Annotated in this window: 31 protein-coding genes; 14 read left to right on the top strand and 17 right to left on the bottom strand. The window is 73.7% G+C overall.

Annotated elements, in window-relative coordinates:
• The first annotated feature begins 25 nt into the window (after positions 1 to 25).
• The 3 genes from ACFOW4_RS05635 (at position 26) to ACFOW4_RS05625 (ending at position 2,135) form a co-directional block, all read left to right on the top strand.
• A complete protein-coding gene (locus ACFOW4_RS05635; protein WP_377525224.1) occupies positions 26 to 859 on the top strand; it encodes a patatin-like phospholipase family protein in 834 nt (277 codons plus the stop codon).
• A 47-nt stretch (positions 860 to 906) separates the two neighbouring features.
• Positions 907 to 1,368, top strand: coding sequence for a peroxiredoxin (locus ACFOW4_RS05630; RefSeq protein WP_377525125.1), 462 nt, complete (start codon positions 907 to 909; stop codon positions 1,366 to 1,368).
• Positions 1,369 to 1,451: 83 nt separating this feature from the next.
• Positions 1,452 to 2,135: a hypothetical protein gene (locus tag ACFOW4_RS05625; protein ID WP_377525124.1), complete on the top strand. Its 684-nt coding sequence runs from the start codon at positions 1,452 to 1,454 to the stop codon at positions 2,133 to 2,135.
• Positions 2,136 to 2,253: 118 nt separating this feature from the next.
• Here the strand turns inward: ACFOW4_RS05625 and ACFOW4_RS05620 are convergent, their stop codons facing one another.
• On the bottom strand, positions 2,254 to 2,709 hold the full coding sequence (locus ACFOW4_RS05620) for a MarR family winged helix-turn-helix transcriptional regulator (protein ID WP_377525122.1): 456 nt from the start codon (positions 2,707 to 2,709) through the stop codon (positions 2,254 to 2,256).
• 98 nt (positions 2,710 to 2,807) lie between these two features.
• Here ACFOW4_RS05620 and ACFOW4_RS05615 point away from each other — a divergent pair, with 98 nt between their 5' ends.
• On the top strand, positions 2,808 to 3,284 hold the full coding sequence (locus tag ACFOW4_RS05615) for a hypothetical protein (RefSeq protein ID WP_377525120.1): 477 nt from the start codon (positions 2,808 to 2,810) through the stop codon (positions 3,282 to 3,284).
• Between the two features lie 145 nt (positions 3,285 to 3,429).
• On the opposite strand, the gene eis is transcribed toward ACFOW4_RS05615, so the two are convergent.
• The 3 genes from eis to ACFOW4_RS05600 all read right to left on the bottom strand — a co-directional run bounded on the left by eis (position 3,430) and on the right by ACFOW4_RS05600 (position 7,124).
• Entirely contained in the window at positions 3,430 to 4,608 is a 1,179-nt protein-coding gene (eis, locus tag ACFOW4_RS05610) for an enhanced intracellular survival protein Eis (protein ID WP_377525118.1), read from the bottom strand.
• Between the two features lie 86 nt (positions 4,609 to 4,694).
• Positions 4,695 to 5,693 (bottom strand): cytochrome d ubiquinol oxidase subunit II, encoded by a 999-nt coding sequence (gene cydB, locus ACFOW4_RS05605; protein WP_377525117.1) that lies wholly within the window; start codon positions 5,691 to 5,693, stop codon positions 4,695 to 4,697.
• Positions 5,694 to 5,708: 15 nt separating this feature from the next.
• On the bottom strand, positions 5,709 to 7,124 hold the full coding sequence (locus ACFOW4_RS05600; RefSeq protein ID WP_377525223.1) for a cytochrome ubiquinol oxidase subunit I: 1,416 nt from the start codon (positions 7,122 to 7,124) through the stop codon (positions 5,709 to 5,711).
• 201 nt (positions 7,125 to 7,325) lie between these two features.
• Here ACFOW4_RS05600 and ACFOW4_RS05595 point away from each other — a divergent pair, with 201 nt between their 5' ends.
• On the top strand, positions 7,326 to 8,117 hold the full coding sequence (locus ACFOW4_RS05595; RefSeq protein ID WP_377525221.1) for a lysophospholipid acyltransferase family protein: 792 nt from the start codon (positions 7,326 to 7,328) through the stop codon (positions 8,115 to 8,117).
• A gap of 10 nt (positions 8,118 to 8,127) precedes the next feature.
• Here ACFOW4_RS05595 and ACFOW4_RS05590 read toward each other — a convergent pair whose 3' ends face one another.
• Positions 8,128 to 8,964 (bottom strand): nitroreductase/quinone reductase family protein, encoded by an 837-nt coding sequence (locus ACFOW4_RS05590; RefSeq protein ID WP_377525115.1) that lies wholly within the window; start codon positions 8,962 to 8,964, stop codon positions 8,128 to 8,130.
• 374 nt (positions 8,965 to 9,338) lie between these two features.
• On the opposite strand from ACFOW4_RS05590, the gene ACFOW4_RS05585 reads away from it, so the two are divergent.
• The 5 genes from ACFOW4_RS05585 to ACFOW4_RS05565 are packed head-to-tail and all read left to right on the top strand — an operon-like array spanning position 9,339 to position 13,608.
• Positions 9,339 to 10,181 carry an SDR family NAD(P)-dependent oxidoreductase gene (locus ACFOW4_RS05585; RefSeq protein ID WP_377525114.1) on the top strand — a complete coding sequence of 281 codons (843 nt, stop codon included), beginning with the start codon at positions 9,339 to 9,341 and terminating at the stop codon, positions 10,179 to 10,181.
• A gap of 60 nt (positions 10,182 to 10,241) precedes the next feature.
• Complete coding sequence (locus ACFOW4_RS05580; protein WP_377525112.1) at positions 10,242 to 10,613, top strand: hypothetical protein; 372 nt, start codon at positions 10,242 to 10,244, stop codon at positions 10,611 to 10,613.
• 52 nt (positions 10,614 to 10,665) lie between these two features.
• Positions 10,666 to 11,433, top strand: a complete 768-nt coding sequence (locus ACFOW4_RS05575) for a glycerophosphodiester phosphodiesterase (protein ID WP_377525111.1) — start codon at positions 10,666 to 10,668, stop codon at positions 11,431 to 11,433.
• Positions 11,434 to 11,451: 18 nt separating this feature from the next.
• Positions 11,452 to 12,843 (top strand): MFS transporter, encoded by a 1,392-nt coding sequence (locus tag ACFOW4_RS05570; protein ID WP_377525109.1) that lies wholly within the window; start codon positions 11,452 to 11,454, stop codon positions 12,841 to 12,843.
• A gap of 42 nt (positions 12,844 to 12,885) precedes the next feature.
• The gene (locus ACFOW4_RS05565) at positions 12,886 to 13,608 is read left to right on the top strand and encodes a thymidine kinase (RefSeq protein ID WP_377525108.1); all 723 of its coding nucleotides are present in this window, start codon (positions 12,886 to 12,888) and stop codon (positions 13,606 to 13,608) included.
• On the opposite strand, the gene ACFOW4_RS05560 is transcribed toward ACFOW4_RS05565, so the two are convergent.
• Together ACFOW4_RS05560 and ACFOW4_RS05555 are read right to left on the bottom strand one after the other, a co-directional pair.
• Positions 13,566 to 14,789 carry a low temperature requirement protein A gene (locus ACFOW4_RS05560; protein WP_377525106.1) on the bottom strand — a complete coding sequence of 408 codons (1,224 nt, stop codon included), beginning with the start codon at positions 14,787 to 14,789 and terminating at the stop codon, positions 13,566 to 13,568. The two genes, ACFOW4_RS05565 and ACFOW4_RS05560, sit on opposite strands and share 43 nt — an antisense overlap.
• Positions 14,776 to 15,186 carry a hypothetical protein gene (locus tag ACFOW4_RS05555; protein ID WP_377525219.1) on the bottom strand — a complete coding sequence of 137 codons (411 nt, stop codon included), beginning with the start codon at positions 15,184 to 15,186 and terminating at the stop codon, positions 14,776 to 14,778. The genes ACFOW4_RS05560 and ACFOW4_RS05555 overlap by 14 nt, the downstream gene beginning before the upstream one ends.
• Positions 15,187 to 15,370: 184 nt before the next feature.
• On the opposite strand from ACFOW4_RS05555, the gene ACFOW4_RS05550 reads away from it, so the two are divergent.
• Both ACFOW4_RS05550 and ACFOW4_RS05545 read left to right on the top strand, forming a co-directional pair.
• Positions 15,371 to 17,074 carry an acyl-CoA dehydrogenase family protein gene (locus ACFOW4_RS05550; RefSeq protein WP_377525105.1) on the top strand — a complete coding sequence of 568 codons (1,704 nt, stop codon included), beginning with the start codon at positions 15,371 to 15,373 and terminating at the stop codon, positions 17,072 to 17,074.
• A 55-nt stretch (positions 17,075 to 17,129) separates the two neighbouring features.
• Positions 17,130 to 17,501: a VOC family protein gene (locus ACFOW4_RS05545; protein WP_377525103.1), complete on the top strand. Its 372-nt coding sequence runs from the start codon at positions 17,130 to 17,132 to the stop codon at positions 17,499 to 17,501.
• Positions 17,502 to 17,568: 67 nt separating this feature from the next.
• Here ACFOW4_RS05545 and ACFOW4_RS05540 read toward each other — a convergent pair whose 3' ends face one another.
• Both ACFOW4_RS05540 and ACFOW4_RS05535 read right to left on the bottom strand, forming a co-directional pair.
• Positions 17,569 to 18,414 (bottom strand): LLM class flavin-dependent oxidoreductase, encoded by an 846-nt coding sequence (locus ACFOW4_RS05540; RefSeq protein ID WP_377525102.1) that lies wholly within the window; start codon positions 18,412 to 18,414, stop codon positions 17,569 to 17,571.
• A gap of 29 nt (positions 18,415 to 18,443) precedes the next feature.
• Positions 18,444 to 19,442, bottom strand: coding sequence for a tyrosine-type recombinase/integrase (locus ACFOW4_RS05535; protein ID WP_377525100.1), 999 nt, complete (start codon positions 19,440 to 19,442; stop codon positions 18,444 to 18,446).
• 82 nt (positions 19,443 to 19,524) lie between these two features.
• Here ACFOW4_RS05535 and ACFOW4_RS05530 point away from each other — a divergent pair, with 82 nt between their 5' ends.
• Complete coding sequence (locus ACFOW4_RS05530; RefSeq protein WP_377525099.1) at positions 19,525 to 20,553, top strand: helix-turn-helix transcriptional regulator; 1,029 nt, start codon at positions 19,525 to 19,527, stop codon at positions 20,551 to 20,553.
• On the opposite strand, the gene ACFOW4_RS05525 is transcribed toward ACFOW4_RS05530, so the two are convergent.
• The 6 genes from ACFOW4_RS05525 to ACFOW4_RS05500 all read right to left on the bottom strand — a co-directional run bounded on the left by ACFOW4_RS05525 (position 20,543) and on the right by ACFOW4_RS05500 (position 23,698).
• Positions 20,543 to 20,968, bottom strand: a complete 426-nt coding sequence (locus ACFOW4_RS05525) for an Hsp20/alpha crystallin family protein (RefSeq protein WP_377525098.1) — start codon at positions 20,966 to 20,968, stop codon at positions 20,543 to 20,545. The two genes, ACFOW4_RS05530 and ACFOW4_RS05525, sit on opposite strands and share 11 nt — an antisense overlap.
• Positions 20,969 to 21,063: 95 nt before the next feature.
• Entirely contained in the window at positions 21,064 to 21,564 is a 501-nt protein-coding gene (locus ACFOW4_RS05520) for a GNAT family N-acetyltransferase (protein WP_377525096.1), read from the bottom strand.
• A 46-nt stretch (positions 21,565 to 21,610) separates the two neighbouring features.
• Complete coding sequence (locus ACFOW4_RS05515; protein WP_377525095.1) at positions 21,611 to 22,021, bottom strand: DUF6069 family protein; 411 nt, start codon at positions 22,019 to 22,021, stop codon at positions 21,611 to 21,613.
• A 74-nt stretch (positions 22,022 to 22,095) separates the two neighbouring features.
• Positions 22,096 to 22,572 carry a MarR family winged helix-turn-helix transcriptional regulator gene (locus ACFOW4_RS05510; protein ID WP_377525094.1) on the bottom strand — a complete coding sequence of 159 codons (477 nt, stop codon included), beginning with the start codon at positions 22,570 to 22,572 and terminating at the stop codon, positions 22,096 to 22,098.
• Between the two features lie 52 nt (positions 22,573 to 22,624).
• Positions 22,625 to 23,140, bottom strand: a complete 516-nt coding sequence (locus ACFOW4_RS05505; RefSeq protein WP_377525093.1) for a DUF2087 domain-containing protein — start codon at positions 23,138 to 23,140, stop codon at positions 22,625 to 22,627.
• 57 nt (positions 23,141 to 23,197) lie between these two features.
• Positions 23,198 to 23,698, bottom strand: coding sequence for a MarR family winged helix-turn-helix transcriptional regulator (locus ACFOW4_RS05500; RefSeq protein ID WP_377525091.1), 501 nt, complete (start codon positions 23,696 to 23,698; stop codon positions 23,198 to 23,200).
• Between the two features lie 69 nt (positions 23,699 to 23,767).
• On the opposite strand from ACFOW4_RS05500, the gene ACFOW4_RS05495 reads away from it, so the two are divergent.
• A complete protein-coding gene (locus ACFOW4_RS05495; protein ID WP_377525090.1) occupies positions 23,768 to 25,009 on the top strand; it encodes an MFS transporter in 1,242 nt (413 codons plus the stop codon).
• Here the strand turns inward: ACFOW4_RS05495 and ACFOW4_RS05490 are convergent.
• Together ACFOW4_RS05490 and ACFOW4_RS05485 are read right to left on the bottom strand one after the other, a co-directional pair.
• Positions 25,006 to 25,401, bottom strand: coding sequence for a cupin domain-containing protein (locus tag ACFOW4_RS05490; RefSeq protein ID WP_377525088.1), 396 nt, complete (start codon positions 25,399 to 25,401; stop codon positions 25,006 to 25,008). The genes ACFOW4_RS05495 and ACFOW4_RS05490 overlap by 4 nt on opposite strands.
• Positions 25,402 to 25,444: 43 nt before the next feature.
• Complete coding sequence (locus tag ACFOW4_RS05485; protein WP_377525087.1) at positions 25,445 to 26,473, bottom strand: aldo/keto reductase; 1,029 nt, start codon at positions 26,471 to 26,473, stop codon at positions 25,445 to 25,447.
• Positions 26,474 to 26,484 lie beyond the last annotated feature (11 nt).

The raw sequence follows: 26,484 nt of genomic DNA, 5'->3' as shown, positions 1-26,484 counted from the left end.
GTCGATGTCGGAGGAGGAGGGTCACATGGAGCGGGCGCTGGTGCTCGGTGGTGGCGGGGTGACCGGGGTGGCCTGGGAGTTGGGGCTGCTGGCGGGGCTGGCGGAGCAGGGTGTGCCGGTGACCGACGCGGACCTGGTCGTCGGCACGTCGGCGGGCTCGGTGGTGGGCGCGCAGGTGTGCTCGGGGGTGCCGCTGGAGCAGCTGTACGAGGCGCAGTTGGCGCCGCCGTCGGGTGAGGTGCCGGCGCGGCTGGGGTTCGTGGCGGTGGCCCGGTTGGTGTGGGCGGGTGGGCGTTCCCGCGACCCGGTGCGGGCGCGCGCTCGGGTGGGGGCGATGGCGGTGGCGGCGCGTACCCCGTCGGAGGCGTCGCGGCGGGCGGTGATCGAGGCCCGATTGCCGGCGCGGGAGTGGCCGGCGCGGCGGCTGCTGGTGACGGCGGTCGAGGCGTCCTCCGGTGAGTTCGTGGTGTTCGACGCCGACAGCGGGGTGTCGCTGGTGGACGCGGTCGGTGCGAGCTGCGCGGTGCCCGGGGTGTGGCCGCCGGTGACCATCGGCGAGCGCCGCTACGTCGATGGTGGAATGCGCTCGGCGGTGAACGCGGACCTTGCGGCGGGCGCACGGCGGGTGCTGGTGGTGGCGCCGACGACGGCGGCGTTCGGGCCGATGCCACGGTTGGCGGCGCAGGTGGCGGCGTTGCGGGCGGGTGGGGCGACGGTGGTGGTGGTGTCGCCGGACGCGGCGGCGCGCGCGGCGATCGGCCGTAACGTGCTGGATCCGGCCCGGCGGGCCGGTGCGGCGCGGGCGGGGCGGGCGCAGGCCGCGGGGGTCGCCGACGAGGTGGCCGCGCTCTGGGACTGATCGCTTACGCTCACGGCTCGTCGGACGACGATAAACGGAGGTGCGCGGTGGCGGGTGTGGGCGTCGGGGACGTGGTGCGGGACTTCGAACTGCCGGATGAGACGGGCACGCCGCGGCGGCTGTCGGAGTTCCTGGCGACCGGGCCGGTGGTGCTGTTCTTCTACCCGGCGGCGATGACCCGCGGGTGCACGGCCGAGAGTTGTCACTTCCGCGACCTCGCGGCGGAGTTCGCGGCGGTGGGCGCGTCCCGGGTCGGCATCAGCCGCGATCCGGTGGCGAAGCAGGCGGAGTTCTCCCGGCTGCACGGGTTCGACTATCCGTTGCTGTCGGATCCGGACGGTGCGGTGGCGGACCGGTTCGGGGTGCGTCGGCGGCTGCCGCTGGGGCCGCTGAGCACGAAGCGGATGACGTTCGTGATCGGCCAGGACGGGCGGATCGTCGAGGTGATCCACAGTGAGGTCAGCATGAACGACCACGCCGACCGGGCGTTGCGGGCGTTGGGCGGCTGAGCGGGCCCGTACCCCGTTCGGTGGGTGTCGCAGCCGGCTGGTATCAATTCAGCAATCAAACAGGTGTACGGAAGAGGGTTGCGATGGATGCCGGCCAGGGTTTGTCCACTGACGAGGTGCAGAGCATCCGCGAGGCGTTGGCGGCGGGTCGCCGGCCCAGGGTGGTGTTCACCGCCTCGGCGGGGCAGATCGCCGGCCAGGTCGGTCAGGTGGTGGAGCTGACCGACCCGGAGGCGTCGGACGAGTTCGTGGTGGTGCGCTTCGGCCGCGACGAGTTGCCGTTCTCCCCCGCCGACCTGGCGGTCGCGCCCAAGGGCGCCGGTCGTCGGGTGACCGAGCCGAAGCCCGAGCCGGCACCGGAGCCGCCGGCGGCGGTGGAGCCGGAGTTCGTGTTGGACACGCCGCGGGTGCCGGCGCCGCGACGGGAGGAGCCGAAGGTGGAGCAGGTGGAGAAGGCGCCGGCGCGGCGGGCGGTGAAGGCGGCCAAGCCCAAGGGCCCGGCCGGGCTGACGGTGACGCTGGCGTACGCCGAGGGCGAGTGGACGGTCGCGGCGCAGCAGGGCAGCAAGGCGCTCGCGAAGCCGTACGTGGTGAAGCCCGCGGAGGCGCTGAGGATGGTGGCGCTGGTTGACGTTCCGGGGGTGCAGGAGGCCGTGGAGCAGATCCTGTCCTCCGAGCGTGCCGAGGCCGAGCAGCAGGCCGAGAAGCTGCGCGCGGAGCTGGCCGAGATCGAGGCGCGGCTGGCGGAGCTGCGCGACGCGCGCTGACCGGCGCGGCGGCACGTTGATCGACTCCGTTTGCATGAAGTCGGGGCGTCCCGGCGACCGGGACACCCCGACTTCATGGAGGTCGTGTCGATCAAGGCGGGCCGGGCGGGGGCGCCGGTCAGCGCGTCGCGGTGTGGTGGTCGAGCAGGCGGATGAGCAGGCGGGTCAGCTCGTCGCGTTCGGCGGTGGACAGTGGAGCGAGCAGGTTGCTCTGCACGCGGTCCAGGGTCTCCCCCATCCGGCGCAGCTGGGCGCGGCCGGGGGCGGTGAGGCTGACGACGTTGCGGCGGCGGTCGGCCGGGTCCGGGGCGCGCACGACGAACCCCCGGTCGGCCAGGTCGTTGAGGGCCTGCACGACGTCACTGCGGTCGATGCCGCAACGACGGCCCAGCTCGGCCTGGCTGGCCGGGCCGAGCTCGGCCAGGGCGGCGAGTAGCCGGTAGTGGTAGCCGCGCAGGTCGTGAGCGGCGAAGCCCTCGCCGATCAGGCGGGCGGCGTGGCTCGCAGTCTGGGTGAGCAGCCAGCTCGGGGTGGTACGCAGCCCGGCGGGTGACTGCGGGGCGCTGGACTCCATGGGGCGCAGCCTACCAGAAATCGTTGGCTCGACCCACGATCCATGTTACGTTGGCGTCGCCAACGTTGGCCAGGCCAACGTTATCCAGAGGAGGCGTCATGTCCACCGTTCCGAACCTCAACGGCCAGGTCATCGGCCGCGCCCACTACGCCACCCGGGCCCTGCTCGAACGCGCTGTCGCACCCCTCGGCGTCGACTTCCCGCAGGTGGCCGCGCTCAACGTCCTCGCCGACGGCGCCGTCGACCGCGCGCGGCTCGTACGCGGGATGACCAGCACCTTGAAGATCGACGACTCGGCGGCACACGCGGTGCTCGCCCGACTCGTCGCCGCCGACCTCGCGACCGCGAGCGACGCGGGGAACCAGGTGGCCGGCCCTGTGGCGGCTGGCGAACGGCCGCAGGTGCGGCTCACCGAGGCCGGTCGGGCGGTGCAGGGTCGCATCCGCGACGCCGTCGCCACCCTCACCGCTCGGCTGTACGCGGACATCCCCGCCGACGAAATGGGCACCGCGGCGCGCGTGCTGAACCTGGTCACCCAGCGCGCCGACGCCGAACTCGCATCCACCCCGGCGTAACGAGGCCGTGTCGGGTCGCGCGGAGACAGATCAACTCGGTTTCCATGATGTCGGGGTTACCCGGTGGCCGGGATACCCCGACATCAGGCAGATCGAGTTGGTCAAGAAGCCCGCCGGCCGGTGAGCGCGTCCGTGGGTCGACCGGTCAGAAGTAGTCGAGCAGGTGCGCCGGCCCGCCGGCGCCCAGCAGGTCCAGGGCGTCGACGCGGTCGCCGTGCAGCAGGCCGGCCTGGGCGACCGAGCGGGCGCTGGCGGCGCCGCTGTACAGCAGGGCGAAGCCACGCACGCTCAGCCGCAGGGCCGCCTCGCCGGTGATCCGGGTCAGCTCGGCCGCGCCGTCGGACACGGTCAGCCGCCAGGTGCCGGTGTTCCATTCGGCCAGCGGGTCGGTGAGGGTGAAGTCGACACTGCCGCGGGTGTGCGCGGGCCAGCCGCGCGCGCTCACCGCCCGGGCCACGTCGACGGGCCGGTGCATCCACAGGTCACGCTCGTGCTCGCGGACCGCCTCCAGCGGCAGGTGCACGCCCACCGCGTCGCCGTCGAGCGGGCACAGCCGCAGGGTCGGGGCGACGCTGGCCCAACTGCCCAGCACGCCGACGAGTTCCCGGGCCGCCTCGGCGGTGACGGCCAGGGCGTCGGGGACGGTGAGCACCGAGTCGGCGCCGTAGCCGCGCCCGCGTGTCCAGCTGGCGTAGCCGACCAGGTCACCGGCGGCTTCGACGAGGGTGAGCCCGTCCTCGGGCAGGCCCCCGTCGGCGGCGTAGAAGTCGAACAGCGAGCCTCGGCGGGTGAGCATGCCGTTGCGGTGTCGGGCGACGCGCTCGTAGAGGGCGGTGACGGCGGGCAGGTCGGCGGGCGTACCGGCGCGCACGGTCAACCGGGGGTCGGGCCGGTGGCGGGGCAGCGCCGCGGTGGCCAGGTCGACGGTACGCAGGACGCCGGCGGCCTCCCAGCCGCAGGCCCGGTAGGGGGCGCTGACGGTCGGATAGAGCGCGCTGACGGCCGCGCCGCGCTCGTGGGCGCCGCGTAGCAGGGCGGTGAGCAGGGCGCGGGCCACACCGCGGCCGCGTGCCTCGGGGGCGACGGCCACGCCCGCGACGTCGGCGGCGGGCACCGCTCGGCCCGACCACCACTGCTCGTGGTGCAGGTCGACGGCCTTGCCGACGAGCCGGCCGGTGTCGTCGAACGCGCCGTAGCGGGCCATGCCCGGCACCACGCGGTTGGCGTGCGGGGGTGGTTGCGGGTCGGAGCCGAAGGCGAGGCGGCCCAGATCCCACGCCGGGGTGAGGTCGTCGGCGGTGAGTTCACGCACGGTGGTGGGCATCGGCACACGATAGCGGGATGGATCTTCGCCGGCCGCCGAATAAGCGCGGGGTGCGGAGCCCTCCCGGGCCCCGCACCCCGCGCCGGTCAGTGCTGCGGGATGTTGGCCACGCCGATGCGCTTGCGGAACACCCAGTACGTCCAGCCCTGGTAGCCCAGCACGACCGGGGTGAAGATCACCGCCACCCAGGTCATGATCTTCAAGGTGTACGGGGTGGAGGCGGCGTTGGTGGCGGTCAGCGTGCCAGCCGCGTCCAGGGTCGACGGCAGCACGTTCGGGAACAGCGCGGCGAACAGGGTGGCCACCGCGAGACCGATCGCCACGGCGGTGCCGGTGAACGCCCAGCCCTCCCGGCGGGCCCGGGCGGCGGCGAGGCCACCGAGCAGCGCGAGCGCCGCAGCGACGGCGAGCACCACGGCGGCCGCGCTGGAGCGGATGGTCAGCGTCCAGGTCAGGAACGCCACCGCCAGCACGGCGGCGCCGACGCCGAGGCGCACCGCGAGGGCGCCGGCGCGTGCACGGATGTCGCCGGTGGTCTTCAGGGCCAGGAACACCGCGCCGTGGGTCGCGAACAGCGCGAGGGTGGTCGCGCCGCCGAGCAGGGCGTACGGGTTGAGCAGGTCGAGCAGGCCGCCGACGTACTCGTGGTCGCCGTCGAGCGGCACGCCGCGCAGGATGTTGGCGAACGCGACGCCCCACAGGATCGCCGGCACGACCGAGCCGACGATGATCGCCGTGTCCCAGCGGCGCTTCCAGGATTCCTCCGGGCGCTTGTGCCGGTATTCGAAGGCCACCCCGCGGATGATGAGCGCCAGCAGGATCAGCAGCAGCGGCAGGTAGAAGCCGGAGAAGAGGGTGGCGTACCACTCGGGGAAGGCGGCGAACATGGCGCCGCCGGCGGTGATCAGCCACACCTCGTTGCCGTCCCACACCGGGCCGATGGTGTTGATCAGGACGCGGCGCTCGCGGTCGTCGCGGCCGAGCACGGGCAGCAGCATGCCGACGCCGAAGTCGAAGCCCTCCAGGATGAAGTAGCCGGTGAACAGGACGGCGATGAGGAGAAACCAGATGGTGGTGAGGTCCACGGCAGGCTCCGGTGATCAGTAGGCGAAGGCGAGCGGACGCTCGGCGTCGTCGTGGGTGTCGTCGATGGGGTGCTCTTCGCTGACGTCGGGCACGCCGGCCTTGGCGTAGCGCAGCAGCAGCTTGACCTCGATCACGGCGAGGGTGGCGTAGATGAGCGTGAAGGCGGTGAACGAGGTGAGCACCTCGGCCAGCGAGACGCTGCGGGACACGCCGTTGCGGGTGAGCATCTCGCCGAAGACGATCCACGGCTGGCGGCCCATCTCGGTGAAGATCCAGCCGAAGGAGTTGGCCAGCAGTGGCAGCACCGGCATGGCCAGCCCGACGCGCAGCAGCCACTTGCTGGTGGGCGTGCGGCCCTTGCGCTGGCTCCAGAGCACCAGCAGGGCGATCGCGGCGGCGGCCATCCCGAAGGCGATCATGAAGCGGAAGCTCCAGTAGGTGACCGGGATGATCGGGGCGTAGTTGCCGGCGCCGTACTGGGTGGCGTACTGGGCCTGCAGGTCGTTGATGCCCTGCACGGTGCCGTGGGGGTCGCCGGTGCCGAGGAACGACAGCAGGTACGGGATCTTGATGGCGAACACCTCGCGGCTGCCGTCCAGGCTGCCGACGGTGAGCACGGAGAACGACGCCGGGCTCTCGGTGGTGTAGAGACCCTCGGCGGCGGCCATCTTCATCGGCTGCACGTCCGTCATGATCTTGCCCTGGATGTCGCCGGTGAACAGCACGGCGGCGGAGGCGACCAGGACGACCCAGGAGCCGAACTTCGTGGCGAAGCGGTAGGCGCCGGTGTCGGCCGAGTCGCGGTTGCGGATCACGTGCCACAGGCCGACGGCCACGATCAGCGACCCGGCGACCAGGAACGAGCCGGCCAGGGTGTGCGGGAAGGTGACCAGGGCGACCTTGTTGGTCAGCACGGCCGGGAAGTCGGTCAGCTCGGCGCGACCGGTGTCCGGGTTGATCCGGTAGCCGACCGGGTTCTGCATGAAGGAGTTCGCGGCGAGGATGAAGTAGGCGCTGAGGTTGGTGCCGATCGCGGCGGCCCAGATGCTGGCCAGGTGCGCCCGCTTGGGCAGCCGGTCCCAGCCGAAGATCCACAGGCCGATGAAGGTCGACTCGAGGAAGAACGCGACCAACGCCTCGATGGCCAGGGGCGCGCCGAAGATGTCCCCGACGAAGCGGGAGTAGTCGCTCCAGTTCATGCCGAACTGGAACTCCTGCACGATGCCGGTGACCACACCCATGGCAAAGTTGATCAGGAACAGCTTGCCGTAGAACTTGGTGAGCTTGAGGTAGCGCTCGTTGCCGGTGCGGTGCCACAGCGTCTGCAGGATGGCCACCAGCACGGACAGGCCGATGGTCAGCGGTACGAAGAGAAAGTGGTAGACGGTGGTGACACCGAACTGCCACCGGGCGACGTCCAACGCGTCCACCTGAAACCCCCAGCTGCTCATACTACGAGACGTAGTAAATACTACTGCTCGTCGTAGACGAATCGGCAGGGTCAGGTGGCCCGAATGCGCCCGGGACCAATGACCTTGATCACCCCGGCCGCCCGGCACGCCGACCGACCCCGCCGCAACCCGCCGACCCGCCCTCGCGACCCCGGTGGCGCGTGCGACGATGGCGCGCTGATGGACACCGCGCACTCCACCTGGCAACCGCCGCTGATCTGGCGCGGCGCTCAGCTGCTCGCCCGGGCCCTGGTCGGCCTGCTGGCCCGCCTCGAGGTCACCGGCGACGTCCCCGAGCACCTGCGCCGCGGCCCGCTGGTGCTGGCCGCCAACCACATCAGCCCGTTCGATCCGGTGGTCATGGCCGCGGCCTGCCAGACCCGCGGTGTCGCCCCCCGGATCATGGCCACCGCCGGCCTGTTCCGCGCCCCGGTGCTCGGCGCCGCCATGCGCCGCGCCGGGCACATCCGCGTCGACCGGGGCACCAACGCGGTGCACCGGGCCCTCGACGACGCCGCCACCGCCGTCGCAGGCGGCTCGGTGATCCTCATCTACCCCGAGGGTCGCATCGGCCTGGACCCCGGCATGTGGCCCGAACGCGGCAAGACCGGCGCCGCCCGCCTCGCCCTGGCCTGCGACGCCCCGGTCATCCCGGTCGCCCAGTGGGGCGCCCACGAGGTGCTGCCCTACCGGGCGCCCAGGGGAATGCTGCGCGGCGCCGCCCGCGCGCTGTGGCGCCGCCCGGTGATCCGGGTGCACTTCGGCCCGCCCGTCGACCTGGGCGAGGTGGCCGCCGCCACCCCCGGCGCGGCCCGACGGGCCACCGACCGGATCATCGACGCGCTCACCGACAACCTGGCCCCGCTGCGCCCCGACGAACCCGACCTGCCCCGGCACGTCGACCCGGGCCGCCCCGCCGACCTCAGTCGGGTGCACCGACGCCGGTCGGGCCGGCCCTCGGGCCAGCCCTGACCGGCCCGGCTCAGGCCGAAGCCTCCAGCAGCGGCAGCACCTGCTCCTCCTCGTACGCCAGGTGCGCGCGCACCTCGTCGGTGAGGCGGCCCACCTCGCGGCGCAGCACCTCCTGGCCGACGCTCGGGGCGCTCAGGACGGCGCGCAGCTCGTCGAGCAGCACCGCCATCGCCCGGTGCTCGGCCGCGAGCCGGTCGAACACCGCGCCCAGCTCCGGCCGCCCCTGCGCGAGCCAGGGGAAGAGCCGCTCGTCCTCGCCCCGGTGGTGGTTGCGCAACCCCTGGCACAGCGTCAGGCAGTTCACCCGCAGCTGCGCGCCCACCGCGCCGGCGCCCCGCTCGACCTCCTGCTGGATCAGCGCCAACTCCCGCCGGAACGCGTCGTGCACGCTGGTCAGCGCCGCACCCGGCGAGCCGGCCGACGGGGTGGGCGGCCCCGGCAGCGGTGTGACCGCCACCACGGGCAGCACCCGCCCGGACCGCCGCTGGTAGTCGGCCCAGCCCGGGTCCGCCTGCGCCGCCCGGGCGAAGACGGCGTCCCGTTCGCCCCCGGCGAGCACCTCGGCGCGGGCCCGGTAGGTGAAGACGCCGTCCTCCACGGTGACCAGCGGATCGGCGCGCAAATTACGCAGCCACTGCGGATCGCGGGGCGCCCCGCCGGCCGAGGCGATGACCAGGACCCGTTCGCCGCCGTCGGGCAAATAGCCCAGCGGCGTGGTGTGCGGATGCCCGCTGCGAGCCCCGGTGGTGGTCAGCAGGAGCAACCGCGCTCCTTCGAACCAACCACCGACCCGGCCGCCGTTGGCGCGGAACTCCTCGATGACCTGCTGATTGACGTTGTTCGACATGTGACTCCCGCAAGGGTGGATCCGCCGCGGCGGACCGAAGGTGAGGACAGGGGCGGGCCCGTCGGCCACACGGGGCGACGGCGCGCGCGAAGGAGCGCCCATGAGTCGCGGGTGCGACGAGAGGCAGCTCGCGGGTGCCCCGGAAAGGGGGGACCCGCTCGGCGGGTGGCGAAGCAGCGGCGGGCCCCGGGCCCGCCCCGGGCTCACGCGCTCGCCGGGTGCCCTGTCCGCTCGTGGCCCATGGCCGACCCGGCAGTCACGGCACCGAACCTAGTAGATCTCCCCGGACGGCGGCAACCGGCGCGGATTTGCCTTCGAGCGCGCTCGAACGATGAGACTCTGCCCGCAAGCGCCCACCACGAAAGCAGGAGCACATGAGCGAGCAGACGGTGCTGATCACCGGCACGTCCACCGGCATCGGGCTGGAGATCGCGCTGGGCTGCGCCCGCGCCGGCTGGCGCACCGTGGCCACCATGCGCGACCCCGGCCGCGCCGAGCGGCTGCGCGACGCCGCCGACAGCGCCGGCGTCGCCGACCTGATCGACGTACGCCGGCTCGACGTCACCCGACCCACGGCGGTGGACTCGTGCGTGGCGGAGGTGATGTCGGCGTACGGCCGGCTCGACGCGGTGGTCAACAACGCCGGCGCCGGGCACGTCGGCACCCTGGAGCAGGAGAGCGTCGACGAGGTGCGCGCCGTCATGGAGGTCAACTTCTTCGGCGTGCTGCACGTCAGCCACGCCGCCCTGCCGCACCTGCGCGCCAGCCGCGGCCGCCTGGTCACCGTCTCTAGCGTCGGCGGGGTCGTCGGGCAGCCGTTCAACGAGGCTTACTGCGCGGCCAAGTTCGCCGTCGAGGGGTTCATGGAATCCCTCGCCCCGCTCGCCGCGACCACCGGCGTACGGGTCACCGTCGTCGAGCCGGGCGCCGTGGCGAGCGAGTTCGTCTCCAACATCGACATCGACGCCGAGGCGGCCATCGCCGCCGCCGGGGTGTACGGGCCGGCCCTGCGGGCGTACCTGGCGCGTACCGGGCAGGCGTTCGCGGCCGCGCAGTCGTCGGCGGACGCCGCCGCGGTGGTGGTCGCCACCCTGGCCGACCCCGCCCCGCCGGTGCGGGTGCAGACCTCCGACGCCGCCCGGCAGTTCGTCGGGGTCAAGCTGGCCGACACCGACGGCGGCGCGGTCGCCCGCCTGACCGGCGGCTGGCTGGCCTGAGAACCGCCGCGCGGTACGACGGGGTCGCGGCGCGCGCCACTGCCGTGCGACGCTGGCTCGATGGTGCGAAGCCTCGCCAGGGGCCGTCGGGCCGCGCTCGCTTTCGCCGTGGCCGCGGTCGTGCTGACCGGCGGGTTCTTCGCCGTCCGTCAGTCCGAGGAGTTCGACCTGGCTGTCATCTCCTTCGACACCACCTTCGACCCACTGTTGCTGCTGGTGTACGTCGACCTGCACCCCGACTTCGAGCTCGTACGCGTCGACGCCGACGAGGCCAGCGACCGGGTGGTGCTGCACGTGACCGCGCGGCAGCCGATGCTCTGGACCGGCGGCGACTACGCCGAGCCGCTCACCCTGCACGTGACGCTCGACGAACCCCTTGGCGAGCGGCAGGTGCTCGACGGACACACCGGCGCTCCGGTGCCCCAGAGCTGATTGTCGCCGGCAGGTCACCGCCGCTGCACCGGCGGCAGGCATACTGCCTCGCGTGCCGACCCGACCCGGCTACCTCGACGCGCCCGCGCCGCTGGCCTTCGCCCACCGCGGCGGCGCCGCCGACGGTGACGAGAACACCACCGAGGCGTTCGCCCGGGCCATCGGGCTGGGCTACCGGTACGTGGAGACCGACGTGCACGCCACCGCCGACGGGGTGGCGGTGATCTTCCACGATCCGACGCTGCAACGGGTCACCGGCGAGGCGGGACGCATCGCCGACCTGCGCTGGGCCGACCTGGCCTCGGTGCGGGTCGGCGGCGCCGCCGTCGTACCCCGGCTCGACGAGGTGCTGGGCGCCTGGCCGCGGGTCCGCTTCAACATCGACGTCAAGGCCGACGGCGGCGTCGAGCCGACGGTGGCCACCGTGACCCGGGCCGGCGCCGCCGACCGGGTGCTGCTCGCCTCGTTCAGCGACGCCCGGCTGACCCGGCTGCGCGCACTCACCGAAGGACGCGTCGCCACCGGCCTGGGCATGCGCGGGGTCGCCCGGCTGCGGCTGGCCTCGCTGCACGGGCGCCCGCTGCGGCTGCCCCCGTCGGTGGTCGCCGCGCAGGTGCCTCCGCGCTACGGGCGGGTGCCCGTGGTGGATCGCCGGTTCCTCGACTACTGCCACCGCATCGGCCTGCAGGTGCACGTCTGGACGATCGACGAACCCGCCCAGATGCACGACTTACTGGATCGTGGTGTGGATGGCATCATGACCGATCACGTCGGCGTGCTGCGCGACGTCTACCGCAGCCGCGGCCACTGGGCCGCCTGAGCGTCGAAGGAACCACCGATGGCCGAGACCGTGACCCCCACGGTGGACGACACCCCGGCGAGCACCCGCCGTGAACGCACCGGCTGGTACGTCTACGACTGGGCCAACTCGGCGTTCCAGACCACCGTCATCACGGTCTTCCTCGGCCCGTTCCTCACCACCGTCGCCGAATTGGCCGCCGGCTGCGAACTCGGCGCGGACGACTGCGACGGGTACGTGCACCCGCTGGGCATCCGGGTCGCCGCCGGCTCCTACTACCCGTATCTGATCTCGCTGTCGGTGTTCCTCACCGTGTTCGTGCTGCCGGTGATCGGGGCGATCGCCGACCGGTCGGCGCACAAGAAGCGGCTGCTCGCCGGCGCCGCGTTCACCGGCGCCGGCGCCACCATCGCGATGGCCTTCGTGACCGGCGACCGCTACCTGCTCGGCGGGGCGCTGTTCCTGATCGCCAACATCTCCTTCGGCGCGGCTCTCGTGGTGTACAACTCGTTCCTGCCGCAGCTCGGCGGCCCCGACGAGCGCGACGGCATCTCCAGCCGCGGCTGGGCGCTGGGCTACCTCGGCGGCGGCCTGCTGCTGGCGCTGAACCTGGTCGCGGTCACCCTGCTCAGCGAGGACGACAACCCGCAGCGCACCCTGGACCTGGCCCGCTGGTCGATCGTGTCCGCCGGGGTGTGGTGGGCGGCGTTCACCCTGGTGCCGCTGCGCTGGCTGCGCGAGCGCCCCACCGCGGCGGCGCTGGCGGCTCGCGTCGGCGGCAACGTGCTCACCGACGGGTTCCGGCAGCTCGGCCGGACGCTGCGGGAGGTCAAGGCGTACCCGCTGACCCTGTTCTTCCTGCTCGCCTTCCTGGTCTACAACGACGGCATCCAGACCGTCATCACCCTGGCCAGCCAGTACGGCACCGAGGAACTGCGGCTGGAGCAGAGCACCCTGATCGTCACCATCCTGCTGGTGCAGTTCCTCGCCTTCGGCGGCGCGCTGAGCCTCGGCGCGCTGGCCCGGCGCGTCGGCGCCTGGAAGACGGTGCTGCTCAGTCTGGTGCTCTGGACCGGTGTGATCATCGCCGCGTTCCGGCTGCCCGCCGAGAAGCCGGTGCCGTTCATGATCCTCGGCGCGGGAATCGGTCTGGTCCTGGGCGGCAGCCAGGCGCTGAGCCGGTCGCTGTTCAGCCAGCTCATCCCCGCCGGCAAGGAGGGCGAGTACTACGGCTTCTACGAGATCAGCGACAAGGGCACGAGCTGGCTCGGGCCCCTCGCGTTCGGCCTGGTGTTCCAGCTCACCGCCTCCTACCGGGTGGGCCTGGTCTCACTGCTGATCTTCTTCGTGGTCGGTTTCCTGCTCCTGCTGGCCGTGCCGATCCGCCGGGCCATCGTCGCCGCCGGGAACACCCCGCCCCGAGTGCTCTGACCGCCCCGATCGGGCCGGGTCGATGGACTAGGCTGCCCCGACGTGACCGACGACGCCGCTGCCCTGACCTGCCTGGCCCGCCCGCTGCCCGGCCCGGACCACACCCGCGCCGGCTGCGCCGCCGCCCGGGGCGTGGACGGCCGACCGCTGCACGCGGCGGCGCTGAAGTTCTTCTGGGGTCCGATGGACTGCGGCAAGTCGACCATGGCGTTGCAGATGAACCACAACCACTCCCGGCAGGGCCGCCGCGGCCTGGTCACCACCCGCATCGACCGGTCGCTGGGCCCGAAGATCACCACCCGCATCGGCCTGGCCCACGAGGCGATCGAGGTCACCGACTCCCTCGACCTGCGCACCCTGGTCCGCGACACCTGGGCCGAGGGCGTCCGGGTGGACTACCTGATCTGCGACGAGGCGAGCTTCTACAGCGTCGCGCACGTCGAGCAGATGGCCGACCTGGTGGACAGCTACGACGTGGACGTGTACGCCTTCGGCCTGGCCACCGACTTCCGCTCCTGCCTGTTCCCCGCCGCGCAGCGACTCTTCGAACTGGCCGACGAGGTCGCCCGCATCCAGGTCGAGGTGCTGTGCTGGTGCGGTCGGGAGGGGCTGCTCAACGCCCGGGTGGTCGGCGGACGGGTGGTCCGCGAGGGCGCGCAGGTCGTCATCGGCGACACCATGGACAGCGCCGACGTGCGCTACCAGGTGCTGTGCCGGCGGCACTACCGCAGCGGCGACCTCGGCCCGGCGACCACCGACCGCTGAGCGCGCACCCGGAACCGGTCGGCCACGATCACCGCGACGGTCACCGCCGTCGCCAGCGCCGCGCACACCGCGACGGGCACCGCCAGGCCCACGCACACCGGCATCAGCGCCAGCAGCACCACCACCGCCACCAGCCGGCTGGTCGGCCGGGCCCGCCACAGCACCGCCTTGTACGCGCCGTGCCCGGCGAGGAACAGCGCCGGGCCGCCGAGGGTGAACAGCGCGGTGAGGGTGCCGGTCGGCGCGCCCGGCTCACGCAGCAACCGCTCGTCGGCCGCGGCGGTCACGATGATGCCGGCGACCATCACCGGGTGCAGGTAGTTGAACGCCACCCGGCTCAGTCCGCCGGTGCGCGTACCGGCCCGCGCGATCACCGCGGTCGCGGCCGGCGCCGAGCGGGCGAAGTACACCCACCACAGCGCCACCGACCCGGCGAAGGCCAGCACGAACGCCCCCGAGGTCTCCAGGTCCAGCCGCTGCGCGAGGGTGCTCCCGGTGACCAGGATCGACTCACCCAGGGCGATCAGGATGAACGCCTGGCACCGCTCGGCCAGGTGCCCGCCCTCCACCTCCCACTGCTCGGTGCGGCTGCGCCCCAACCGGGGCACCGGGTACCCGGTCGACAGGCCGATCAGCTCGAGCAGGATGGCCGCCCCCCACAGCGCCTCCCGTACGCCAGCGCCGGCCAACCCTCCGAGCACCATCAACGCCGACGTGCCGCCGAACCACAGCAGCGTCTTCTGGAACCCGCCGCTCAGCCACGGATGCCCCTGCACCGCCCACAACCCGAACGCGGTACGGCCCACCTGCACGGCCACGTAGACCAGGGCGAAGAGCAGGCCGGTCTCGCCGAACGCCTCCGGAATCGCGGCCGACAGCAGCAGACTGCCCAGCATCAGCGCGAGCAGCAGCGCCCGCACCGGCGCCTGGTCCGGTTGCAGCCAGTTGGTCACCCAGGCGGTGTAGACCCAGACGAACCACACCAGCGCCAGCAGCAGCCCCGTCCGCGCGGCACCGCGCCACGTCGGGTGCTCGATCAGGTAGTGCGACAGCTGGGTGACGGTGAAGATGTAGACCAGGTCGAAGAACAGTTCGGTGGACGTGGTCGGCTCCACCCCTTGGCGCTGGCGCAGCAGCCGACGGCGTACCGGCTCGTCGAGCGGTGGTTCAGAACGGGTCACCGCACACCCGCCAGTCGTCGCCTTCGCGCACCACCGGCAGCCGCCGTTCCTCGCTGACCCCGCCGTCGCGGGTCAACCGCACCGTCACGGTGCCGCGCGGGCGTCCACCCTCGGTGGCGACCGACACGTCGGTGATCTCGTAGTCACTGACCACCGGTGGGGTGCGTACCCAACTGGTGAAGCCGATCGGGCTCCAGCGGCCACGCGCGTCGGCGCAGAGCCGCTCGTACGCCCCGGCGGTGTCCCCGGCGGTCACCTCCCGCAGGAACCCGTCGGCGGTCTCCCGGACCGGGCCGGCGGCCCCGCGTACCGTCTGCAGGTTCCAGGCGCCCAACCCGGCCACCCCGACGCAGCACAGCGCCACCCCGAACCCGGCGAAGGCCAGCCCGGTGCGCATCGGGCGGCGCCGCCGGGCCGGTCGGCTCCACGACTGCCCGGCACCCACGCCTACCGACCGTAGAGAACAGCACCGGGCCGCAGCGCTACATGCCGAAAATCGGCCGGCCGCGTGGCCTGTTCCGAGCGGCCACGCATCGTCTACCGTCGGCGCACACCCCCGAGCATGTGCCAGGAGCCCGCCGATGACCCGCTTCGTGCAGCCGGTGACCCCGCCGGCCGACCCGTACGCCGATGACAGCCTGCTGCGATCCTGGCTGGAGCGTCACCTCGGCCCGGCGGGGCACGCCGCCGCCAAGGGCCGCCTCGCCGACCTCGCCGCCGACGTCACCGGCCCGCTGCGCGCCGCGCACGCCGACGCCGAAGCCCACCCGCCGGCACTGGTCCGCTACGACCCGTGGGGCGCCCGGGTGGACCGCATCCACACCTCCGCGGGCTGGCAGGCGCAGCGGGCCGCCGCCGCCCGGCACGCCGTGGTCGCGCTGCCCTACCTGCCCGAGGCCCGGGGCACCTGGGGCGCCGCCGCGCGGGTCGTGCAACACGCCCTGCTGCACCTGTACGGTCCCGAGTCGGCGGTGTTCTCCTGCCCGGTGGCGATGGCCGACGGCGCGGCGGCGCTGCTGAGCCTCCCCGAGGTCGACGCCGACGTACGGGACGCCTGGCTGCCCCGGCTGGTCTCGACCGACCCGGCCACCGCGATCACCAGCGGGCAGTGGATGACCGAGTCGCAGGGCGGCTCCGACCTGGGCCGCTCCACCACCATCGGCCGGCCCGCCGCCGACGGCTCATGGCGGCTGACCGGCGAGAAGTGGTTCTGCTCGGCCGCCGACGCGGCGATGGCGGTGGCGCTGGCCCGACCGGAGGGCGCCGGCCGGGGCAGCCGGGTGCTCACCCCGTTCCTGGTTCCCCGCTACGCCGCCGACTCGCCGCTGGCCGGCGGGGCCGCGCCGGACGCGCCCGCGCCGGGCATCACCGTGCACCGGCTCAAGGACAAGCTCGGCACCCGGGCGCTGCCCACCGCCGAGATCGCCCTGCGCGACGCGTACGCGCTGCCGCTGGGCGACCCGGCGGTGCCCGGCCTGGTCCGGGCCATGACCCTGGTGGTGGTGACCCGGGTGCACAACGCCGCCGCGGCGGCCGGCGGAATGCGCCGGGGCCTGGCCTACGCCCGGGCGTACGCCGACACGCGCCACGTCGCCGGCGGGCCGCTGTCGGCGTCCCCGCTGCACCGGGCCACCCTGGGCACCCTCGCCGTGGACGCGGCGGGCGCGTTCGCGCTGGCCGGGCACGCGTTCGCGCTGCTCGGCCGGGTGGAGGTCGGCGCCGACCCGGCCGCCGCCGCCGAGCTGCGCATCGTCGCCCCGCTGGCGAAGCTGGCCACCGGTCGGCTCGCCGTCGGCTCGGCCAGCGAGTACGTGGAGTGCTTCGGCGGCGCCGGCTACGTCGAGGACACCGGCGTGCCCCGGCTGCTGCGCGACGCGCAGGTGCTGCCGATCTGGGAGGGCACCACCAACGTGCTGGCCCTGGACGTGCTGCGCGCGCTGACCCGGGAGGACGCCGGGGCGCCGCTGCTGCAGCGGCTCACCGCCGCCGTGGACCTGGCCCGGCCGCTGTCGCCGGCGCTGGCCGACACCCTCGCCACGGTCACCGCCGAGCTGCGCGACACCGTCGCCGGGGTGAGCGCCGACCCGGGTGGCGCGGCCGTGCTGGCCGGTGCACGCGGCCTGGCGCTGCGCCTGGCGTACGCGCTGACCACCGCGCTGCTGGTGGAGCACGCCGCGTGGGGTGACGAGCAGGCCGAGCTGGCCGCCCGGCTGTGGGCGCGGCGGTGGCTGCGGCACGAGGAGATCGCCGAGGACGCCCACCACCACCTGGACCTGCTCTGCTGACGCCGCGCCGGCGTACCTGACAGGGGTTGGCAGGTACCGGCGGCAGACTGCGGGCATGACAGCAACCGCCGACCTCGCCATGGTCAACCTCGACAGCTCCGACCCTGCCGCGCACGCCGCCTTCTACCACGGGTTGCTCGGCTGGGAGATCACCCACAGCCAGGCCGAGTACGCGATGATCAGCGGCCCTGGCGCCTCCATCGGCTTCGGTCTGGTCGAGGGCTACCAGCCGCCGGCCTGGCCGGACCCGGCCGGGCAGAAGCGCTATCACCTGGATCTCTACGTCGACGACCTCGCGGTGGCGGAGAAGGAGTTCGTCGCCGCGGGCGCGTCGAAGCCGGAGTTCCAGCCGGGCGGCGAACGGTGGATGGTGCTCATCGACCCGATCGGGCAGCCGTTCTGCATCTGCCCCCGTCCGCAGGGCTGACCGGGGCGGTCGCGCGGTCGACCGAGGGGGCGACCGCGCGGTCCGACCGGGCGGGCGTCGCCACAGATCAGCGCAGCGGGCCGCGGGCCACCGCGGCCCGCATCGTCGCCGGGTCACCGGCCGGGACGTACTCCAGCCACCAGGTGGCTCCGGCGGAGGCCAACTCCCCGAGGTAGGCCCGCTCGGCGCGCTCGTCCGGGCGTCGCCGGCGGCCGCCGACCGCCACGTCGAACGGCGCGCCATCGGCGCGCGTCGCCGGCATGGCCGCCACCAGCGCCTGCACCTCGTCGGGGGTGAAGTCGGACCATTCCCCGGTGTCGGTGAGCTTGTACGGAACGATGCCGTCGGCGCGGGCCGCCCGGCGGCGTACCGCGCCGGCCTGCATGCTGCCGCCGACCCAGACCGGCACCCGGGGAGACTGCACCGGCGCGGGCCGCAGGGCCACACCGTCGGCGCGATAGTGCTCACCCCGGTGGGTGACCGGCTCCCCGCTGAGCAGCCCGGTCAGCAGGTCGAGGCCCTCGTCGAGCATGCCGGCGCACACCTTCAGCTCGACGGGTTCGCCGAACGCGGCCAGGCCCCGGTCGGCGGGATCACCGACGCCCACCGCGACGGTGGCCCGCCCGCCGCTGAGGTGGTCGAGGGTGAGCACCTCCCGGGCCAGCTTCGCCGGGCGGCGGCGCGGCAACGCGGTCACCGTGGTGCCCAGCCGCACCCGGCTGGTGCGCCCGGCGATCGCCGTCAGCACCAGCCACGGGTCGTAGGTCGGCGGGTCCTCGCCGGCGTGGTGGATCAGGTAGTCCTCCAGGAACACCCCGTCCCAGCCGGCCCGCTCGGCCAGCTCACCCACCTCGACCAGAGTGGACACCCCAAGATCGGGGCCACCACAGCAGATCTCCAGACCATGTCGCATCGACCGACCGTACGGCGCGGGTGTGACGCTCAGCCGCGACGGCGCGACCGGGCCGCCCACACCGCGTACGCCGGGTCGCGGTCGAGGTTGTGCCGGTCCCGGTCGTAGCGGCGGGTGGTACGTGGGTCGGCGTGCCCCATCGCGTCCTGCACGTCCTCCAACGGCACGCCTTCGGAGCGGGCGGTGGTGGCGAAGGCGTGTCGCAGCGAGTGCGGGGACAGCTTCGCCCAGGCCGGGATGCCCGCGGCCCGAGCCAGCCGGCGGACCAGCCGGAACACCGAGTGCCGGTCCAGTCGGGCCCCGGTGGCGGTGACCAGCAGCGGGCCGGTCAGCTCCGGCACCGGCATGCCGGTTGTGGCGGCCCGCTCGGCCAGGTACGCGTCCACCGCGTACGCGGTGCCCGGGGTGAGGGCGCGGCGGCGCGGCTTGCCGCCCTTGCCGACGAAACGCACGCTGCGGTGCCCCCGTTCGGTGCCCAGGTCGGTCAGGTCCAGCGAGATCAGCTCGCCGACGCGCAGGCCCAGGTCGGCCAGGAGCGCGATGGCGGCCCGGTTGCGGGCGGCGGTGGGGCCGGTGTCGGCGTCGGCCGCGGCGAGCAGCGCGTCCACCTCCTCCGGCGTGAGGCCGACGGTGGCGGAGTGGTCCCGGTCGATGCGGGGCCGGTCGGCGCCGGAGACCGGGTTCGCCGCCACCGCGCCGAGCTTGACCAGGAAGTCGTACCAGCTGGACAGGGCGGAGAGCCGCCGCGCCACGGTGGCCGGGGTCAGGGGCCGGCCGCTGCGCGCGGCGAGGGTCGACTCCAGCGTCCGGGCGTACTCGTTGACGTGCAGGAAGCTGGCCCGCAGCGGGTCCACCTCCCGCCCGGCGCACCAGGTCAGCCATCCGGCGACGTCGCGCCGGTACGCGTCGCGGGTGTGCTCGGACAGCCGCCGGTTGCGTAGCCACGCCTCGGTCACGTCCATCGGCCCGCCCGGTAGGGCGGGCATGGCGGACGGGCGGGCGAGCACCGGAGCGTCGGGAGACACCATGTGAAAAAGGTTCTCAGCTCCGGGTGGGTTCGCCGGGTAGGCGCGCCGGCACCCCCGGCCCGGCGCCGGCTACCGTCAGGCCGTGCGTGCCAGTCGACTGGTCTCCCTGCTGCTGCTCCTGCAGACCCGGGGGCGGATGACCGCGCCCGAGCTGGCGGCGGAGCTGGAGGTGTCGGTCCGGACGGTCTACCGCGACGTCGAGTCGCTGGGGGCCGCCGGGGTGCCGGTGTACGCCGAGCGCGGCCCGGCCGGCGGGTACCGCCTGGTGGAGGGCTACCGCACCCGGCTGACCGGACTGACCGCCGACGAGGCGGAGGCGCTGTTCCTGGCCGGCATGCCGGGTCCGGCCGCCGAGCTGGGCCTCGGGTCGGTGCTGACCACGGCCGAGTTGAAGCTGCGCGCCGCCCTTCCGGCGGATCTGGCCGACCGGGGTGGGCGGGTCCGGCAGCGCTTCCACCTGGACGCGCCGAGCTGGTTCCGCGAGCCGGAGCCGACGCCGCACCTGGCCGCCCTGGCCGGCGCGGTGTGGGAGGACCGCCGGGTCGTGGTGCGCTACCGCCGCTGGCAGGTGCCCCGGGAGGTGACCCGCACCCTGGACCCGCTCGGGCTGGTGCTCAAGGCCGGGCGCTGGTACCTGGTGGCCGCCGCGGACGGGCAGGAGCGCACCTACCGAGTCGGGGCGATCCTGGAGCTGACCGTGCTGCCCGGGCGGGCCGAGCGCCCGGCCGGGTTCGACCTGGCCCGCTGCTGGCAGGAGCACGCCGACCGCTACGAGCGCAGCGTCTACCGCGCCGAGGCCGAGGTACGGATGACCGTGGCGGCGTTGGCACTGACCTCGTACGTGTTCGCGCCGGCGATGAGCCGCGCGGCGCACGAGGCGGCCGGCACACCGGACGCAGACGGGTGGCTCACCACGACGGTGCCGATCGAGTCGCTGAAGCACGGTCACATCGAGCTGCTCAAGCTCGGCGCCGAGGTCGAGGTGCTCGCCCCGGCGGAGCTGCGGGAACGCTTCGTCGAGACCGCCCGCGCGCTCGCCGCGCTGTATCCCGACCCGTCGGGTGGGCCGGCCGCACCGGCCGACCCACCCGGGGAGTCGATCAGGCGTTGATCTCCTTGCGCCCGTTGCCGTTGGCGGTGATGGTCACCCGGCGCGGCTTGGCCCGCTCGGCGACCGGGATGCGCAGCGTCAGCACCCCGTTCTCGTAGCCGGCCTCGAGCTTGTCGGTGTCGAGGGTGTCACCCAGGAAAAGCTGCCGGGTGAAGGTGCCCATCGGGCGTTCCGCCGCGACGAGTTCGACGTTGTCGCCGGTGGGCCGGCGCCGTTCGGCCCGCACGGTGAGCACGTTGCGCTCGACGGTGCAGTCGATGGTGTCCGGGTCGACGCCGGGCAGGTCGAACGCGGCGTAGAAGTAGTCCCCGTCGCGGTACGCGTCCAGGTGCATCATCGCCGGACGGGCGGTGGTACCGAAGAACTGCTCGGCGAGCCGGTCGATCTCGCGGAACGGGTCGGTACGCATCAACATGGCCGTGCCTCCTCGGTTCTCCTGGCCGAAGGTGTCTTGTTGAGTCGGGGTGACTCAACTTCCTCTTCTGTATTTAGCGCGACCGGCGGCGGTCGTCAACTTCGGCGGAGCAGTTTTTCGAACCAGTGATCGGCGTACGGGCCGGTGGAGTAGGCCGGGATCTCGACGTAGCCGTGCCGGGCGTACAGGGCGCGGGCCTCGACCAGGTCGTGGCGGGTGTCCAGCCTGATCCGGTCCGCCCCGGCGGCCCGGGCGTGCTCCTCGACCGCCGACAGCAGCGCCGCCCCGCCTCCGGTGCCGCGGTGCGCGCGGCGGACGTACACGCGGGTGAGCTCCGCCCAGTCGGGCTTCCACCGCAGCCCGGCGCAGCCGGCCGGCTCGCCGCCGTGGGAGGCGAGCAGGAGCAGGCCGCTCGGGGACATCAGGTCGTCGCTGGGCATCTCGGCGAGCGCCTCGTCGACCTCGCCGGGCAGCGCCGGGCGGCGGTGGTAGCGGACCACCATCTCGGTCATGTACTCGCGCAGCAGGGTGGCCGCGTCCGGGTGGTCGGGGGGCGCGACGGTCATCGCCCAGTCGGCTCGCACGGTGGTGGTCACGCCTTGATCATCACTCGCCGGTCAACGGGGTTTCGGCCCCGTCGTGCTATCGCGTGCGGTTCGGCAGCAGGGCGATCAGCACGACCGCGACGGCGGCGTGCATCGCGCCGAGTGCCAGCTTGGCGCCGGTGCTCGCCTCGACGCCGGCCAGCGGGAGGAGGGAGAGCAGCGCCACCAGGGCGGCCAGGACGGTCCAGATGAGCGTGCCCCGCCGGGTGACGCGCTCCAGCACGGCCAGCGCGGCCCAGCCGACCAGGGTCGAGGCCAGCGAGATCGTGATGACCGGGCCGAGCCCGATGACCATCGCCGGTTGGCCCGGGCTCTCGACGGTGTAGTCCACTCCGGCCGCCCGGCCGACGGTCCAGAGGACCACGCAGGCCAGCACGGCGGCGGCCACGCCCAGCGCGCGCCGGCGCAGCGTTGAGGTGGTGACGGCGGGTTCGACGGTCGCGCTCATGGGAGGCCTCCTCGATCGGCGGATACGAGTGAGACCGTAGCAGATAGTTCCGTCCGGGACTATCTTTATCTGAACTAGCAGGCGGCGCGTCCCCCCGGAGCGTGCGCTGCCGTGGTGGCCAGCCGGCCGCCGACCAGTGTGGCGAGCGCGCGCAGCAACGCCTCCCGGTCCTGCTCCGGCAGGCTGGCGAGCACCTCGTCCTGGATCCCCCGCACGACCTCACGGGCCCGCTCCAGGACCCGCTCCCCCTCCGGCGTCACCGCCACCAGCCGGGCCCGCCGGTCGGTCGGCGAGGGCCGGCGCTGGGCCAGGCCGGCCTGCTCCAGTTGGTCGAGCGTGACCACCATGGTCGTCTTGTCCACCCCGCACCGCTCGCCGATCTCGCGCTGGGTCAGGTTCCCGGCCCGGGCCTGCGCCAGCACGTAGTGGGCCCGGGGTGAGATGCCCAGCTCGGCCAGGCCGGCGGCGTGCTCGGCCTGCAGCGCGTGACTCGCCCAGGAGAGCAGGAACATCAGGTCCGGCGGACCGCCGGCGGGCGAGCACGAGGTCATGCACCGAGGCTAACAAGATGGTCCGCGACCAAATCGTTCGCGGTTTAAACAATCAGCAACGCTGATAGATCCCGCGCTCCCGCGTCAGCAGTAGCTCGTCGATGAGGTAGCGGCGCAGTGTCACGTGGTCCGATCCGCCGGCGGCGCACCACGGCTTCAGTGCCTCGTCCACCGCTCGCTCCGGATAGTGGACCCCGGGCTCGAACGACCGGTCGGCGATGTGGGCGAGCAGGACCCGCCGCCGGCTCGGCTGCGCGGGCAGACCCACCAGCACCCCGCCGCGCAGGAAGGTGCGCAGCACCTTGTCCCCGCCCGGCTCGGTGTCGTCGGCCGGACGGCGCTCGCGTGCCGCGGCGCGCAGTGCCGCCTCGTCGACCGCGAGCGCGCCGTCGGAGCCGGTGACCAGACCCGCGTCGGTGAGCCGGCGCACGCCGGTGTGCACGACGCGCGTCGGCAGGCCGGTGCGCTCGGCGACCCGGGCGGCGCTGTCCGCGCCCAGCACGATCACCGCGAAGATCCGTCGCCGTCCGTCGTCGGCCAGGGCCCCGGCCAGAGCATCAGCTGCCACGCCGGTCACCCTGCCAGGGGGGTACGGGCGGCGCGAGGCGTTTTCCGGCGTGGGTGGTCAGCCGCTCGGCTGCTCGGTGACGAGCAGCACCCGGCGCAGCAGGTCGGACAGCAGTCGCCGCTCCGTCGGGCTGAGCGCGTCGAGCAGGCGGTGCTCCTCCGCGGCGCAGACGTCCATCGCGCCGTGCCAGGCGGCCCGTCCGGCGTCGGTCAGCTCGACGTCCACCCGTCGCCGGTCGACGGTGGACGGAATCCGGCGCACGAAGCCCCGGGCGATCAGGCCATCGACCCGGGCGGTGATCGAGGCGGGCGCCACCGCGAGGTCGGCGGCGAGTTCCGAGGGCGCGGCCCGGCCCCGTCGGCCGGCCAGCGCGTGCAGCGTGTCGTACTCGTGAGGCGGCAGGTCGAAGTCGGCCAGCACCCGCTCCTTGACCGTGCGCAGGTGCCGGGTCAGCACGATCATCCGGGTGACCGCGCCCTCCACGTCCGTGTCCAGGTCGGGCAGCACCGGCAGCCAGCGCGCGACGTGCCGATCGACGGAGTCCTCAACGGTGGTCACGGTCAGCAGCTTACCTCAGCACCGAAATATTCGTTGCCAAAAAATTCGGTGTCGAAGTAAATTGCCGGGGTGACACACCCGCTGCGTACCCGCACCTTCCGGCTGCTCTTCCTGGGCCGCACCGTCTCCGCCATCGGCGACGCCGTGGTGCCCGCCGCGCTGACCCTCGCCGTGCTGCGCGCCACCGGCTCCACCGCCGCGCTGGCCGTCGTCCTCGCCGCGGCGATGGTCCCCCGGCTGCTTCTCCTTCCGCTGGGCGGCGTCGTCGCCGACCGGTTCGACTCCCGGCGCGTCGCCCTGCTCGCCGACGTGGTGCGCTGCGCGACCCAGCTCACGGTCGGCGTCGAACTGCTCGGCGGTGACCCGTCGCTGACCACCATCGTGCTGGCCTCAGCGCTCGGCGGCACGGCGTCGGCGTTCGCCATCCCGACCGCGTCCCCACTGGTCGCCGGCACCGTCGACCCGGCCGCCCGCCAACGCGCCAACGCCCTGCTGGGCATCACCGCCAACACCAGCCGGCTCGCCGGCCCGGCACTGGCCGGCGCGCTCATCTGGGCCGCCGGCCCCGGCTGGGCGTTCATCCTCGACGGCACGTCGTTCGCCATCAGCGCCGTGCTGCTCGCGGTCCTGCGGGTCCGGCACGTGCCGGTGCCCCGCCGCCCGATCCTGGCCGACCTGCGGCACGGCTGGCACGAGGTCCGCGCCCGCGACTGGTACTGGACCAGCCTGATCGGGCACGGCGTGTGGAACGGCGCCGCCGCCGTGCTGATGACCCTCGGGCCGGCCATCGCCCTCAACCGCCTCGGCGGCGAGACGACCTGGGTGCTGCTGCTGCAGGCCGGCGCGGTCGGCATGCTCACCGGATCGCTGCTGGCCGGGCGGGTGCGGCTACGCCGCCCGGTGCTGCTGGCCAACCTCGGCCTTGCCAGCTACGCCGCGCCCCTGCTCCTGCTCGCCGCGGCGGCGCCCGCCCCGGCGGTCATCGCCGCCTACGCGGTCGCCCTGACCGCCCTGGGCTACCTCAACCCGGTCTGGGAAACCGTGGTGCAGCACCACATCCCGCCGGAGGTCCTCGCCCGGGTCACCTCGTACGACTGGCTGGTCTCGCTGGGCGCGATGCCGCTCGGCTACGCCCTGGCGCCGCTGGCTGCCGACGCGGTCGGCGCGTCCGCACCCCTCGCCGTGGCCGGCGTTTTGGTGCTGGCGGCGTGCGCCGGCACCGCCCTCGTGCCCGGCGTACGGCGACTCACCTGGCTGGCGGACCCGGCGCCGCGCCCGGCCGCGCCCGCCGGCGCACCCTCAGCGGCCTAGAGCCGGTGGCCGGTGGTGGCGTCCACGTGCCCCGGCACCGGATCGTGCCGGTCACCGACGCTGAGCGTGCCGGCCGGTTCGAACATCAGGATCGACGCGCCCTCGGGCGCGAACGGCCGGTGCTGCACACCCCGGGGCACGACGAACACCGCGCCCCGGGGTAGCACCACCTCCCGCTCACCGCCGTCCGCGCCTTCGCGCAGGGCGATGCGCAGTTCCCCGTCGAGCACCAGGAAGAACTCGTCGGTGTGATCGTGGGCGTGCCAGACGTGCTCGCCGGCCACCTTCGCGATCCGCACGTCGTAGTCGTTGACCCGGGTGACGATCCGTGGGCTCCACAACTGGTCGAACCCGGCCAGCGCCCGCGACAGGTCGATCGGTTCAGCACTCATCGCGCCATCCTGCCGGGTGAGCGCAACCCGATCGCGGGGTTGGTCAGCCGACGGGCAGGTCGCGTGCCCGCTGCTGCACACCCGCCCGGCCGTACGGGTAGTCACCGACCAGCGGTGCGCTCGCCTCGTCCAGCACCCGGGTCTGCTCCGCATCCAGGACCAGATCCGCAGCGGTCAGGTTGTCGTCGAGCTGCGCCGTGGTCCGCGCCCCGAGGATCACCGAGGTGACCGCCGGTCGGGCCGCCAGCCAGGCGAGCGCCACGGCCGACATCGACGCGCCGCATTCCCCGGCGACCTGGCCCACCGCGTCGAGCACCCGCCAGGTGCGGTCCTGGGCGTTGCGGCCCGCGTACGCCTCGACGCCGCGCTGCGGGTTCTCGCCGAGCCGGGTCGCACCGGTGGGCGTGCTGTCCCGCTGGTACTTGCCGGTCAGCCAGCCGCCACCCAGCGGTGACCACGGCAGGATGCCGATGCCCTCGTTCTCGCAGACCGGCACCACCTCGAACTCGATCTCCCGGGCCAGCAGGTTGTACTGCGGCTGCACGGTCACGATCGGGGTGAGGTTGAGGTGCTGGGTGAGCAGGGCGGCCTTCTGCAGTTGCCAACCGGTGAAGTTGCTGACCCCCGCATAGCGGATCTTGCCCGCCCGGACCGCGTCGTCGAAGAACCGCAGCGTCTCCGGCAGCGGGGTCAGCGGGTCCCAGGCGTGCGCCTGGTAGAGGTCCACCGCCTCGATCCCGAGCCGCTTGAGGCTGGCGTCCAGGGCTCGGGTGAGGTGTACCCGGGACAGGCCGGCGTCGTTCGCCCCCGGACCCATCGGGAACCTGCCCTTGGTGGCGATGACGAGCCGGTCACGCAGGCCGGGCCGCGCTCGCAGCCAGCGGCCGACGATCTCCTCGGAGACGCCGGCGGAGTAGACGTCGGCGGTGTCGATGAAGGTGCCGCCGGCCTCCACGAACCGGTCCAGCTGGGCGAAGCTGCCCGCCTCGTCGGTCTCCGCGCCGAAGGTCATCGTGCCCAGACAAAGGGTCGACACCACCGTGCCGGTGGCGCCCAGAGTGCGATAACGCATGTCGTCCTTCC

This window comes from Micromonospora sp. GCM10011542, from assembly GCF_042650685.1.
GTDB lineage: Bacteria > Actinomycetota > Actinomycetes > Mycobacteriales > Micromonosporaceae > Micromonospora.
Note: the sequence above shows the minus strand (reverse complement) of the source record. Positions and strands in the feature narration are given on the sequence as shown.